Annotated in this window: 10 protein-coding genes and 2 pseudogenes; 7 read left to right on the top strand and 5 right to left on the bottom strand. The window is 76.4% G+C overall.

The window, feature by feature from the left end; translation table 11 throughout:
• Positions 1 to 113: 113 nt before the first annotated feature.
• From ACFF45_RS34120 to ACFF45_RS34130, 3 genes and pseudogenes are all read right to left on the bottom strand, one after another.
• Positions 114 to 716, bottom strand: a complete 603-nt coding sequence (locus ACFF45_RS34120) for a MarR family winged helix-turn-helix transcriptional regulator (protein ID WP_381350862.1) — start codon at positions 714 to 716, stop codon at positions 114 to 116.
• A 219-nt stretch (positions 717 to 935) separates the two neighbouring features.
• The gene (locus ACFF45_RS34125; protein ID WP_381350874.1) at positions 936 to 1,103 is read right to left on the bottom strand and encodes a hypothetical protein; all 168 of its coding nucleotides are present in this window, start codon (positions 1,101 to 1,103) and stop codon (positions 936 to 938) included.
• Positions 1,104 to 1,188: 85 nt separating this feature from the next.
• Positions 1,189 to 1,596, bottom strand: a pseudogene (locus ACFF45_RS34130) (hypothetical protein); the annotation flags it as partial.
• Here ACFF45_RS34130 and ACFF45_RS34135 point away from each other — a divergent pair.
• The 6 genes and pseudogenes from ACFF45_RS34135 to ACFF45_RS34160 all read left to right on the top strand — a co-directional run.
• Positions 1,591 to 2,145: a DUF5134 domain-containing protein gene (locus ACFF45_RS34135; RefSeq protein WP_381350864.1), complete on the top strand. Its 555-nt coding sequence runs from the start codon at positions 1,591 to 1,593 to the stop codon at positions 2,143 to 2,145. The pseudogene ACFF45_RS34130 and the gene ACFF45_RS34135 sit on opposite strands and share 6 nt — an antisense overlap.
• Before the next feature lie 150 nt (positions 2,146 to 2,295).
• Positions 2,296 to 3,231, top strand: coding sequence for a M56 family metallopeptidase (locus ACFF45_RS34140; protein WP_381350865.1), 936 nt, complete (start codon positions 2,296 to 2,298; stop codon positions 3,229 to 3,231).
• Positions 3,232 to 3,486: 255 nt separating this feature from the next.
• Positions 3,487 to 4,158 (top strand): phosphatase PAP2 family protein, encoded by a 672-nt coding sequence (locus ACFF45_RS34145; protein WP_381350867.1) that lies wholly within the window; start codon positions 3,487 to 3,489, stop codon positions 4,156 to 4,158.
• Positions 4,159 to 4,336: 178 nt separating this feature from the next.
• Complete coding sequence (locus ACFF45_RS34150) at positions 4,337 to 5,044, top strand: TetR/AcrR family transcriptional regulator (RefSeq protein ID WP_381350868.1); 708 nt, start codon at positions 4,337 to 4,339, stop codon at positions 5,042 to 5,044.
• Positions 5,045 to 5,265: 221 nt separating this feature from the next.
• Positions 5,266 to 6,609 carry an FAD-dependent oxidoreductase gene (locus ACFF45_RS34155; protein WP_381350869.1) on the top strand — a complete coding sequence of 448 codons (1,344 nt, stop codon included), beginning with the start codon at positions 5,266 to 5,268 and terminating at the stop codon, positions 6,607 to 6,609.
• Positions 6,610 to 6,792: 183 nt separating this feature from the next.
• Positions 6,793 to 7,211 (top strand): annotated as a pseudogene (locus ACFF45_RS34160) (solute carrier family 23 protein); the annotation flags it as partial.
• On the opposite strand, the gene ACFF45_RS34165 reads toward ACFF45_RS34160, so the two are convergent.
• Positions 7,131 to 7,496, bottom strand: a complete 366-nt coding sequence (locus ACFF45_RS34165) for an ArsR/SmtB family transcription factor (protein WP_381350873.1) — start codon at positions 7,494 to 7,496, stop codon at positions 7,131 to 7,133. The pseudogene ACFF45_RS34160 and the gene ACFF45_RS34165 sit on opposite strands and share 81 nt — an antisense overlap.
• A gap of 133 nt (positions 7,497 to 7,629) precedes the next feature.
• Between ACFF45_RS34165 and ACFF45_RS34170 the strand changes: the two genes are divergently transcribed.
• A complete protein-coding gene (locus ACFF45_RS34170) occupies positions 7,630 to 8,709 on the top strand; it encodes an NADH:flavin oxidoreductase/NADH oxidase (protein WP_381350870.1) in 1,080 nt (359 codons plus the stop codon).
• Between the two features lie 25 nt (positions 8,710 to 8,734).
• Here ACFF45_RS34170 and ACFF45_RS34175 read toward each other — a convergent pair.
• Positions 8,735 to 12,884, bottom strand: a 4,150-nt coding sequence (locus tag ACFF45_RS34175) for a cation-translocating P-type ATPase (RefSeq protein ID WP_381350872.1), incomplete at its 5' end; no start/stop codon positions are given.

The following is a 12,884-nucleotide window of genomic DNA, read 5'->3' on the forward strand; positions in this document are numbered from 1 at the left end:
CCGGACCGGGCCTGCGCGGCGCGGGCCGCCGCGTCCGCCGGCCGGGACGCGGGGGCGGATGGGCGCCGCGCGCGGACCGCGTCGGAGGCCACCGCGGTCCACGGGGGCGCCGCTCAGCCCCGCAGCGCTCCCGGGCGCCCCTCCAGGTGGCCGAGCAGCTCGCTCAGCAGGGCGGCGAGTGCGTCCTGCCGGGGCTCGTCGAGTTCGGACAGTACGGCGCTCTCGAAGGCGAGCTGCTCGGGCAGGACGGCGTCGACGAGGTCGCGTCCGGCGTCCGTGAGCCGGACGTGGGCCACCCGGCGGTCGCGGTCGTCGCCGCGGCGCTCCACCAAAGCGCGTTCGGTGAGCTGCTTGAGGCGCTTGGTGACGGCGGCACCGGAGGAGAACGTCTCGCGGGCCAGTTCGCTGGGCGTCAGCTCGTGCCCGGTCCGGCGCAGCGCCCCCAGCAGGTCGAACTCCGGCCGGCTGAGCCCGGCCCGGCGCAGCGGGGCGTCCTCGGCCTGCTGGAGCAGGGCGGCGCAGCGGTTGACCCGGCCGATGATCTCCATCGGCGCGGTGTCGAGGTCGGGCCGCACGGCCTGCCACTGACCGACGACGGCGGCGACGGTGTCCCGGCGCCCGGCGGCCCCGGGCCGGCCCCCTCCACCCGCGCCGGGGCGGTCCGCCGCGCCCGCCGCGTCCGCCCCGCCGGCTTCCCGCCCGTTCGTCCCCGTCATGGCCGTGCGTCCTCCGTCGTCTTGCCCGCGTCCCGGTCCAGGCGCAGGTCCAGGTGCAGCCCCTGGCGTCGTGCCGTCGCCGCGAGCGTACGGTGTCCTGCCTGTTCGGCGCCGACGACCCGCTCCTGGGGCAGAGCGCGCCGCCGCCCCTCGCCGGACGCGGCGTCGGCGGGGGCGCGCGGCTCGACGAGGGCGGCGGCCAGGGCGCGGCGGGCGATGTCAAGCGCGTCGGGGGGCGGGCCGCGGCCCGGTCAGCAGGCGGGCGGAGCGTTCACGGGCCCGTTCGGGGGCGGCCAGGGGGCGTGCTCCAGCCGGGAGCCGGCGCTCCGGATGGGTCACGGCGAGGGCGGCGGCGAGGCCGACCAGCGCGCCGACGAAGGTGTCCACGACCCGCTCGGCGGTCAGCGCCCGGGTCCTGGAAGCCGGCGAACTCGGTGATGGGCAACGCCATCGGGGGCACGCAGCCGCCGCCGAGCCGGTAGTCGCGGCTGATCAGCGCCTCGGCTCCGAGAGCGCAGGCGAGGCAGCACGGCACGAGCGCCGCCGGGCCGAGGTGGGCGAGGGGGGCGAGGGCGGCGAAGACGAGCGCCCCGGCGAGGTTGCCGACGACGCGCCGCACGGACGGCCCGGCGCCGGCCGGCCTGGTAGAGGGCCGCGGCGGTGGCCGGCGCCCGGTACGGGCGGCCGATGCCCTGGGCCAGGGAGGCGTATCCGGCGAGGGCACAGCGCAGGGCGGCGCGGAAACTTCTCTACTGGCCTCACGCCAGTGAAGGAATCGCGCTCCGCCGAGCGCTCCCCGCGTACACCCTTGCGCTCGCGTGCGCGCCGCCCGGACCGGGCATTCCTTGACCGACCGTCGAGCGGGGAGGTGCGGGTGCACGGACCGGCCGCGTCGGGCTGGCTGCTGGTCGCACTGTGCGCGGCGACCGGCGCCTACTGTCTGCTGCGCCTGCGCAGCGGTGTCGAGGAGCAGCGCCGTACCGCCGGGGACGAGGCGCTGATGGGCTTCGGGATGGCCGCGATGGCCGTACCGGCCGCCGTCTACACGCCCCCCGCGTGGGCCTGGCCCCTGTACGCCGCGGTCTTCGGCGCGGCGGCGCTGCGCGCCCTGTGGGCGGCCCGCACGGACACCCACCACCTGCACCACCTGGTGGGCGCCGCGGCCATGGTCTACATGGCGCTGGCGATGGCCGGCCGGCCCGCCGCCGGCCCGGGACACGGGCACGGGGGCTCCGGACTCCCGGCGGTGACCGGATTGCTGCTGCTCTACTTCACCGGATACGTCCTGCTGAGCGGGGCCCGGCTGATCCCGGTGCCCGCCGTTGCGGGCGGCCCGCGGCCGGCCGGCTGGGGCGACCGGCCCGAACTGGCGCGGGCCTGCCGCCTGTCGATGGGCATCGCCATGGTCGCGATGCTGATCACGCTCTGAACACCCGCCCCGCCGGCCGCCGCATGGCGCGCCGTCATGTGGTGCGCCATCACGCGATGCGTCATCCCGCGGTGCCCGAAACCGTAATCTGCGTCACTTTGCCGACCGTACCCGTACCTCTGAGTAGTCTGCCGCTCCTAGGCTGCTCCCATGATGGTCCCCGCGGCCCTGCTGCTGCTCGCCGCCCTGACCGCCGTCCTGGCCCCGCGGCTGCTCGCCCGGGCCGACTGGCCGGACCGCGAACCGGTGGTGGCCCTGTGGGTGTGGCAGTGCGTGGTGGCGGGCGTGCTGCTGTGCTGCGCGCTGTCGATGACGCTCAGCGCGGCGGCGGCCTGGCAGGCGGTGCGCGGCCATCTGTTCGCTCCGGCACCGGTCGCGGTCGTCGAGGCGTACGCGCTGGGCGCGGCGGTCCCCTGGGCGGCGGCGACCGCGCTGACGCTCGCGTGCGGCGCGGCGTGGAGCGCGGCGATGCTGGTCCGGGAGGTCGTACGGGCCCGGGCGCTGCGCCGGCGACGGCGGGCCGAACTGCTGGTGCGGGCCCCGCTGCTGCCCGGTGAGGAGCCCGCCGACGGCGAGCTGGTCGTCCTGGAGAGCGACCGGCCGGACGCCTGGTGGCTGCCCGGTGCGGCGCCCCGGCTGGTCGTCACCACCGCCGCGCTGCGCCGTCTGACGGGGCGGCGGCTGGAGGCGGTCCTCGCGCACGAACAGGGCCACGCTCGCGCCCGGCACGACTGGCTGCTGTACTGCTCTGCCGCGCTGGCGGGCGGATTCCCGCAGGTGCCGGTGTTCGCCGCGTTCCGCGACGAGATGCACCGGCTGGTGGAGCTCGCCGCGGACGACATGGCCTCCCGCCGCTTCGGGCGGCTCACCACGGCCCTGGCACTGGTGGAACTCAACGAGGGCCGGGGCGCGTTCGGCCCCGCCCCGGCGGGGCACGCGCAGGTGCCCCAGCGGGTCCGGCGGCTGCTCACTCCCCCGGCCCGGCTGACCGCGGCCCGCCGGCTGCGGCTGTCGGCAGCGGCGGCCCTGGTGCCGGTGGTGCCGGTGCTGGTGGCCTTGGTTCCGGCGCTGCGGGCGCTGGGCTAGCCGACTCGGGCGCCCGGCCGACCGACTGCGCGTGCCGGGCAGGCCGGCCTCGGGCGCCGGGCCGGCCGGCTTCGGGTTTCCGGGCAGGCCGGCCTCGGGCGTCGGTTGACCAACCGCGGGCGCCGGGCCGGCCGCCCTGTCGGTGCGTGGCCGGGGCGCAACTTCCTGGCAATCGGGCGTTCATATCAAGCCTTCTTGCGGCCCCACACGCTCGGACATTGGCCTCGTACCCCAAGAGTCGGTAAAGATCGCACCATGCACTACCCGCGCGTCGACTCCCCGCCCCGTCCGCCCGAGCACCGCGCCACCACCCGCGCCGCTGTCCCCCTGGCGTCGGCCTCGCTGCTGCTGCTCGTCCTGGTCACCGCCGGATGGCAGCCCTTGATGGCGCTGGACCGCCAGGTCTCCCGGACCGCCCACGGCTGGGCGGTCGCGGAGTCCGGGTTCACCCAGGCGTGCCGGATCCTCTCGGACTGGGTCTGGGACCCGCAGACCATGCGCATCCTGTGCGCGGGGGCGGTGGTGTGGCTGGTGGTGCGGCGCTCGGCGTGGTGGACGGCGGTGTGGCTGGTGGTCACCGTCGCGGTCGGCACCGGCGTGCAGCAACTGATGAAGGCCGTGGTCGGCCGGGAGCGTCCGGTGTGGCCGGACCCCGTCGACACCGCCCACTACGCGGCCTTCCCGTCCGGCCACGCCATGACCGCCACGGTCGTCCTGGGCCTGCTGCTGTGGCTCCTGCACCGCCACGGCGTCGGCCGCGCCGCGTTCCGCACGGTGCTCGCCGTGGCCGTGGTCTCGGTGGCGGGCGTCGGCCTGACCCGGGTCTGGCTCGGCGTGCACTGGCCGACGGACGTGGTCGGCGGCTGGCTGCTCGGGGCTGCGGTGGTGGCCGTGGCGGTCACGGTCCACGAACGCCACGGCCCCTGACGGCCGATGCGCGCACCGGCCCGCTCGGGCCCGGGCAGTCCCTGCCGGAAACCGCCCACCCCGGACGATCCCCCGTGTCGCCCGGGGCAGGACGGCAGTGCCGGCACCGGCGTGCAGGGGCCGGTCCGGACGCGCTGAGTATAGTTGGCCGGGAGCCAGTCAACGCAGGAGTTCCAGCATGACCCCCCGTAGCGCCTCGGTCAATGAAGAGTTGCGGCGGCGTTCCCGGGAGCGGCTGCTGCAGGCGGCGGTCGAGCTGGTGAGCGAGCGGGGGTACGAGGCGACGACGCTCGCGGACATCGCCGACCGGGCCGGATCGGCGCGCGGACTGGTGTCGTACTACTTCCCCGGCAAGCGCCAGCTGGTGCAGTCCGCCGTGCACCGGCTGATGCACCGCACCCTGGAGGAGGCGCTGGAGCGCGAACCGCGCACCGAGGACGGCCGGGAGCGGATGGCGCGGACCATCGACGCGGTCCTGGGGCTGGCCCGGGACCGCACCGTGCTGATGCGCCAGCACATGGCCGGGCTGCTGGACACCGAGGGGTTCGTGCAATGCCCGGAGCAGCAGCGGCTGGCCGAGCTGCTGCGGGACACCGTCGCCCGGCACGGCTCGTGCGACACCGGGACCGGCTATCCGATGCTGCGCGCCCTGCTCATGGGCTCGGTCTACGCGCTGGTGCTGCCGAACGCGGGGATGCCGGTCGCCCCGCTGCGCGCCGAGCTGTTCCGGCGCTACCGCCTCGACTGGGAGCTGGGGGTCCCGCCGGGCACCGAGGCACCCGGCGGGACCGGCGACACGGATGTCTCCCGCTTCTTCGCGACCGGGGAGGCGGCCCGTGCGCCGGTGCCGCCCGCCGGTGACCAGCCGGCGTCGGAGCCGACGTAGCCCGGAAGGGCGGGACGCGGTGAGCGGCCCCCCGCGTGCCCCAGGTGTCCGAGCACACTCCATCCGGTGGGACACGCCTTCCGTTCCGCGCCCCGCGCCCTGTCAGCGCGGCCCCGGCGGTGCCATGCTGGAGCCATCAGCGATCTCCCGTGACGCGCCGGACGATCCCCGGTGTCCCGCCGGACGATCCCCGGTGATCCACCGGACGAAGGAGTTCCGCCGTGCTGCGTGTCGCCGTCGTCGGCTCCGGGCCGAGCGGGGTCTACTCCGCCCAGACCCTCGTCCAGCAGGACCCCACCGCGCTCGTGGACGTCCTGGACCGCCTGCCCTGTCCGTACGGGCTGGTGCGCTACGGCGTGGCGCCCGACCACGAGAAGATCAAGTCGCTGCAGGACACCCTGCGGACGGTGCTGGAGCACGAGCGGGTGCGCTTCCTCGGCGGGGTGCAGGTCGGCGCCGGCGGGGTGCCGGCCGCCCGGCTGCGGGAGCTGTACCACGCGGTGGTGTACTGCGTCGGCGCCGCCACCGACCGCCACCTCGGGATTCCCGGCGAGGACCTGCCGGGGAGCTTCTCGGCGACCGAGTTCGTGTCCTGGTACAGCGCCCATCCGGACGTCACGGCGGACGATTTCGTGCTCGGCGCGCGGTCGGCCGTGGTCATCGGCGTGGGCAACGTCGCCGTGGACGTCACCAGGATCCTGGTGCGCGGCGCGGCCGAGCTCAGTTCCACCGACATGCCGCAGGCGGCACTGACCGCGCTGACGGCCAGCCGGGTGAGCACCGTCCACATGGTGGGGCGGCGCGGGCCGTCGCAGGCCCGCTTCACCACCAAGGAGCTGCGTGAGCTGGGCGCCCTGCCGGGTGCCGAGGTGCGGGTGGACGCGGCGGAGCTGGCGCTGGACCCGGCGTACGTCGACCCGTCCGCGCTGCCGGCCGTGCCGCGCCGCAACGTGGAGGTCCTGCGCGGCTGGGCCGCCGGACCGCCGCAGGGCCTGCCGCGCGCGATCCGGCTGCGGTTCTTCCTGCGCCCGGTGGAGGTGCTGGCGGACGGCGGGCGGGTCGGTGCGGTGCGCTTCGAGCGGACGGTGCCGGACGGGCGGGGCGGGGTGACGGGGACGGGCCGCTACGAGGACGTCGAGGCCCGGCTGGTGCTGCGGTCGGTGGGCTACCGCGGAGTGCCCCTGGAGGGACTGCCGTTCGACCCGGCGACCGGCACCGTGCCGCATCTGGCCGGGCGTGTGGTGCGCGGCGGCGTCGTCGCCCCGGGCGAGTACGTGGCGGGCTGGATCAAGCGCGGCCCCACGGGCGTCATCGGCACCAACCGCCCGTGCGCCAAGGAGACGGTGCTGTCGCTGCTGGAGGATGCCGCCGTCCTGGTCCGCAAGGACGTCCCGGCCGATCCGCTCACGGCGCTGCGGGCAGAGGGCGCCGAGCCGGTCGAGTGGTCGGGCTGGCGGGCCATCGAGCGGGCGGAGGCGGCGCTCGGGGCCTCCCTCGGGCGCGGTGTGGTCAAACTGCCGGACTGGGACTCCCTGCGGGCGGCCGCGCGCGGCGCGGCGTCGTAGCGGGGCCGCGTCCCGGGCGGGTGGCCGCGACACACGACGGCAGCACACCGGATATCGGCAAACGGTTCAACCGGCATACGGTCTCCGGCTGTTCGGATCTTCCCGTCCGCCCGCCGCTCTGGAGTGCCCAGGGCGACGGCCGCGTCCGTCCATCCCGTCGACGCGGTCCCGCCCGTACGGCAGTCGGCCGCCTTCGGGGTGCAGCACGTGCTCGCGATGCACGCGGGCGCGGTGGTGGCGGCGATCCCGGCGCCGGTGCTGGGCGGCGCGGGGCCGGTGATGTTCGGGACGGTCGGGGCGAGCGGTCCGAGGACGCTGGCCGACGTCGGCTTCCGGGGCAGCCACAACCTCACCGTGGTGGCCGTGCCGGTGGCGGTGGGCGTGCTGCCGGCTGGGTGCCGACGGTCTACGACCGGTTCCCGGACTGGTCCCGGACCGTCCTGCACAACGGCATCAGCGCGGGCTGCCTCACCGCGGTCGTACCCGACCTGTTCTTCCACCGCCTTCCCGCGCGGGGCGGTTCAGCCGGCCACGCCGAGGCGGGTGCTCTGCCGGTCGGCGGCGGCGAGCAGGGCGCCGAGAAGTCCCGGGAAGAGAGCGTCCAGGTCGTCCCGGCGCAGGCCGTTCATCTTGGCCGTGCCCCGGTAGACCTGCCGGATCACGCCGCTCTCGCGCAGCACCCGGAAGTGGTGCGTGGTGGTGGACTTGGTGACCGGCAGGTCGAAGTGCGAACAGGATAGCTCGTCGCCGCTCCCGGCGGCGAGCTCACGCACGATCCGCAGCCGCATCGGGTCGGAGAGCGCGTGCAGCACGCCTTCCAGCCGGATCTCCTCACGCGTCGGATGCGGCAGGGCACGGCTGCTGGTGGCGGGGGCGGCGGGCGTCACGGCGGCTCCACTTCGTCCGGAGGATGCCCCCATCGTACGAGCACGGTACGAGGACCTTCGTAGTTTGACACTCACCGTACTACGACAGCTATCGTACGAGTCGACCACCGTCCCGTGACGAATGGAGTCCGCCGTGAGTGCGCTCTTCGAGCCTCGCACCCTGCGCGAAGTGACGATCCCCAACCGGGTGTGGATGGCACCCATGTGCCAGTACTCGGCGGCTCCGGAGGGACCGGAGGCGGGCGTGCCCACCGACTGGCACTTCGCGCACTACGCCGCCCGGGCGGCCGGCGGCACCGGGCTGATCGTCGTCGAGGCGACGGGGGTGAGCCCGCAGGGGCGCATCTCCCCGCAGGACCTCGGCCTGTGGAACGACACGCAGGCGGAGGCGTTCCGCCGGATCACGCGGTTCCTCACCGCCCAGGGGACCGTGCCGGCGATCCAGCTCGCGCACGCCGGGCGCAAGGCGTCGACCGGGCAGCCGTGGAAGGGCGGGGCGCCGGTCGGGCCGGAGGCGCACGGGTGGCAGCCGGTGGCGCCCAGCGCGGTGGCGTTCGACGAACGGCATCCGGTGCCGGACGAGCTGACGGTCGCGCAGATCGCGGAAATCACCGACCAGTTCGCGCAGGCGGCGCGGCGGGCGCTGGCGGCCGGGTTCGACGTCGTGGAGGTGCACGGCGCACACGGCTACCTCATCAACGAGTTCCTCTCCCCGCACTCCAACCACCGCACCGACGCCTACGGCGGCTCCTACGAGAACCGGACCCGCTTCGCCCTCGAAGTCGTCGACGCCGTACGGGAGGTGTGGCCGGACGACAAGCCGCTGTTCTTCCGCGTCTCGGCGACGGAGTGGCTGGAGGACGGCGGCTGGAGCGCGGACGACACGGTCCGCCTCGCCCGGGATCTCCAGGCCCACGGCGTGGACCTCCTGGACGTCTCCAGCGGCGGCAACGCCTCCGGCGTCCGCATCCCGGCGGAACCCGGCTACCAGGTCCCCTTCGCGGCCCGCGTCAAGGCCGAGACCTCGCTCCCGGTCGCCGCGGTCGGCCTGATCACCGAGGCCGGGCAGGCGGAAAAGATCATCACCAACGGCGAGGCGGACGCGGTCCTGCTCGGCCGCGAGCTGCTGCGCAGCCCCTCGTGGGCCCGGCGCGCGGCACGCGAGCTGGGCGGCGAGGTCCGGGTGCCGGAGCAGTACCACCGGTCGGTGTGAGCGAGCACCGGCTTCTGGGAGCCGCTCAGCGCCCCAGCCGCACGACCGCCCGCTCGATCCGCGGCAGCGCCCGTTGCCCGGTGACCGCCAGGGCGATGGCCGCCACGACGCCCGCCCAGGCGACCGGGCCGAGCGGGGTGCAGCCGAGGGCCTGGCTGACCCCGGGGGTCTCGACCACGGCGACCAGGGCCACGGCCGAGCCGAGGACCGTCAGGCGGACCAGAGGGCTCGCGCGGCGGTCGGCGAGGGTCTGGGCGAGCTGCGTGCCGACCACCGCGCACAGGGCCATCGTCGTGGTGCGCCGCGCCGTCCCCGGGGTGGAGCGGCCGATCAGCCAGGCCGCGACCGCGCCCAGGCAGGTGGTCAGCGCGCGGTGCCGGATCTGCCGCATGAGCGGCGTGCCCAGCAGCGTCGCACCGAGCGGCCCGCTGCCCGCGCTCGCCTCCTCGCGCACGTCCTGCTGCGGGGTGACCGCCACCGCCATCGCCGGGAACAGGTCCGTGAACAGGTTCACCAGCAGCATCTGACGGGTCGACAGCGGCGAGGCACCGCCCAGCAGGCTGCCGACGATCCCGAAGCCGACCTCGCCCGCGTTGCCGCCGATCAGGATGGCGACGGCGTCGGCGACGCTGTGCCACAGGGCGCGCCCCTCGGAGACCGCCTCGATCAGGACCGTCATGTCGCCGTTGGTGAGCACCAGGTCGGCGGCGTTGCGGGCGGCCGCCGAACCACGGGCGCTGATGCCCACGCCGATGTCGGCGGCGCGGATGGCGGCCGCGTCGTTGGCACCGTCGCCGACCATGCCGACCACCCGGCCGGAGTCCATCAGTGCCTCGATGACCTGGAGCTTCTGCTCGGGCGCCACCCGGGCGACCACGCCGACGTCGTGCAGCATGCGGGCGCGCTCGGAGCGGTCGGCGGCGGCCAGCTCCTCGCCGGTGACCACGATGGTGTCCTCGGGCCAGCCCAGCTGGACGGCGATCGCGCGGGCGGTCTGCGGGTGGTCGCCGGTGAGCATGACCGGGCGTACGCCCGCCTCGCGCAGGCCGTGCACGAGCGCGGTGGACGACTCCCGCGGCACGTCGGCCAGCGCGAGCAGCCCCAGGAACTCCAGCCCGTCCAGCGGCTCTTCGCCGACCTGCGCGTCCTTCTCCCCCTCGGCCAGCCGGCGTTGTGCCACCGCCAGCACCCGCAGGCCGTCGGCGGCCAGCTCGTGGGCCTGGTCGTGAGCGTGGGCGGGCAGGTCGCGGCAGGCCGGCAGCACGATCTCCGGCGCGCCCTTGACCACGAACATCCGCCGGCCGTCGCCCGCGTGGCCCACGGCACCGGCGTAGCCGCGGCCCGCCTCGAACGGCCGGCCCTCGGTCTGCACCCACTCGGCGTCCCGCCCGGCCGCGGCCAGCACGGCCTCGTCGGTGGCGTGCACCGGCTTGTCGGGGCCCTCCTCCGGCTGCGGGCAGGCCCGCACCGCCACCAGCATGGTCGTGCTGTCCGCGGCCTCCTGCGGGGTACGGACCGTGCCCCGCGCGTCGGTCGCGCGCACCAGGCGGAGCTGGTTCTCGGTGAGGGTGCCGGTCTTGTCGAAGCAGACCGTGTCCATCCGGCCGAGCGCCTCCAGCGTGCGCGGCGCCCGTACCAGGACGCCCCGCCGGCTGAGCCGGCGGGCGGCCGCCAGCTGCGCCACCGTGGCGACCAGCGGCAGCCCCTCGGGAACGGCGGCCACCGCGACCGCCACGCCGCCGCTGACGGCCTCCCGGATCGGTGTACCGTGCAGCAGCGACAGGCCGGTCACCGCGGCGCCACCCGCCATCGTCAACGGCAGCGCCTTGCTGGTGAGTTCCTGCAGCCGGGCCTGCACGCCCGCGGCCGGGGGCTTGCGGGCGGCGAGATGGACGGCCCGGGCCGCCTCGGTCCGCTCCCCCGTCTCCACCACCACGGCCCGCGCCTGCCCGGCGACGACGGTCGTGCCCTCGAACACCATGCAGCGGCGGTCGGCGACGGCGGCGCTCGGCGTGGGCTCGGTCTGCTTGCCGGCCGGCAGGGACTCGCCGGTCAGCGCCGACTCGTCCACCTCCAGACCGTCCTCCCACACCAGGCGCGCGTCGGCCGGTACCACGTCGTCGGCCTTGAGCTCGATGACATCGCCGGGGTGCAGCCGGGTGGCGTCCACGGTGCGCGCGCCGGCCGCGTCGGGGTCGGTGAGGCGGGCCTTCTGCTTCTGCTCGGCGACCAGTCCGGACAGCGCCCGTTCGGCCCGCAGCCGCTGCACACCGCCGACCAGCGCGTTCAGGTCCAGAGCCCCCACCACCAGCAGCGCGTCCACCATGGAGCCGAGGATCGCCGACGCGGCCGAGCCGACCGCCAGTACGGGCGTGAGCGGATCGTCCAGTTCGCCGCGGACGGCCCGGCCCAGCTGCACCGTCCAGCGGACCGGCGCCATGCCCGGGGCGCGCACGACGGTGCGCGCCGCCCCGCGGATCCGGCCGGTGGCCGCGGCGACGGCCGTCGGCCGCTCCTCGGTCCGGCGGTCCAGGCGTGCGCGGACGTCGTTCACCTTCAGGGCGTGCCAGGGCACCCGCGGCCGGGGCTGCGGCGCCCGGGCCATCGCCACCGCGAGGGCCGTGCGCGCGCCGCCCAGCAGGGCGAGGGCCGCGCCGATGTCGACGGGCGCGTGCCGCAGGCCGACCAGCGGGATCCCGGTGCCGCGCCCCGACTCGCCGACGGCGACCAGCAGCCCGGACAGAGCGGCTCCGGACCGGGCCAGGACCTGCGAGCGCCGCCCGACCCCACGGGCCGCGGGCACCGCCCTGAGCAGCCGCCACAGGTCGGCCAGCCCGCCCGGCGCGACCAGGTCGGCGCCCCAGGCGACGGCGGAGTCCCCGTCGGCGAGCGCGACGGCCACGTCCCCGGCGAGCAGCCCGGCCAGCGCCCCGGTGTCGTCCGAGGAGGACGGCCGGGCCACCGTGATGACGCCGCCGCGGCCGCGCAGCCCCTCGACCACCTCGTCGGGTGCCCGGTCGGCGGCGACGATGTGGTCCGCGAGGGCGGTGAACTCGCCGAGCGCGGGATCGGCCACCACCACGACGCGCAGCCCGGCGCGGCGCGCCGCGTCCAGGACGGCCTCCGCCCACGGGTCGGCGCTGCCGTCCGCGCTGTGCAGGGCGCTGGGGTGCAGGAAGACCGTACCGGCCGTCTCCAGCTGCCGCAGCCGCTCCATGTTGCGCACCAGCACTCCGATGCGGGCCAGCGCGCAGCCGAGCACCGCGTGGAAGGCGGCGGGGCCGTAGCGGGCGGCCTTCGGGGAGCCCGCGAGGAGGGCCTCGGCCGCCTCGGCGCCGCTGTGCTTGACGAGCAGGGTCGCGGCGGCGCCCAGCACACTGCCGGTCTCGGCGTGGACGGCGTACTCCTGGGCCGGGGAGGTGCGCAGCGGCGGGCGCGGGAAGCGGTGGGCGGCCACGTCGTCCCGTCCGGGCCGGCACACCCGGTCGTGCACGGTGTCGAACGCGGCGGCGCGGGCCAGCGCCTCCGCGAGCTGGAGGGAGCGCAGCACGCCGTCGAGCACCAGGGAGGTGGGGGTCTGCCCGGCGCCGTGGGTGGCCGCGTTGGCGACCGCGAGGACGAGGTCCGTGCGGGAGGGGCCGAGGCGGGAGCGCAGCCAGCCGCGGAAGCGGGGGTTCTCGCGCAGCAGGGTCACGGCCGCGGTCACGTACCGGGGCGTTGCCGGCAGCCCCAGCCGCGATCCGGTGACGGCGGCGGCGATGCCCGCCGCGTCGGCCACGATCGCCGCCGAGACGGTCCGCACCTCGGCCGGGTCACCCGGGTGCGCGAACTCCTCGACCGCGTCGTCGGCGGGGGCCAGTCCGTGCCGGTCGGCGAGTTCCTCGGCCCGCTCCAGCACCCGGTCGGTCAGGGCGGCCTCGCTCGCGGCGACCACCAGCCGGGCCAGACCGCCGTCCCAGTAGGCGTAGGCCACGTCCGGGTGTTCGGCGAGGGCCTCCGCCATCCGCCGCGCCGCCCGCGCGGTGGCACCCGCCCGCTGCGCCTGGTCCGCCTGCACCGGTTCGGCGGCGGCCCGCAGCACGAGGTGCACCCGGCGGCCGGCCCGCCAGTGGCGCCCCGCGCCGGGCAGCGCGCCGCGCGCCACCCGTGACACCCGCACCATGGCGTCCGCGCCG

Source organism: Streptomyces cinereospinus (assembly GCF_042430725.1).
GTDB classification, from domain to species: Bacteria; Actinomycetota; Actinomycetes; order Streptomycetales; family Streptomycetaceae; genus Streptomyces; species Streptomyces cinereospinus.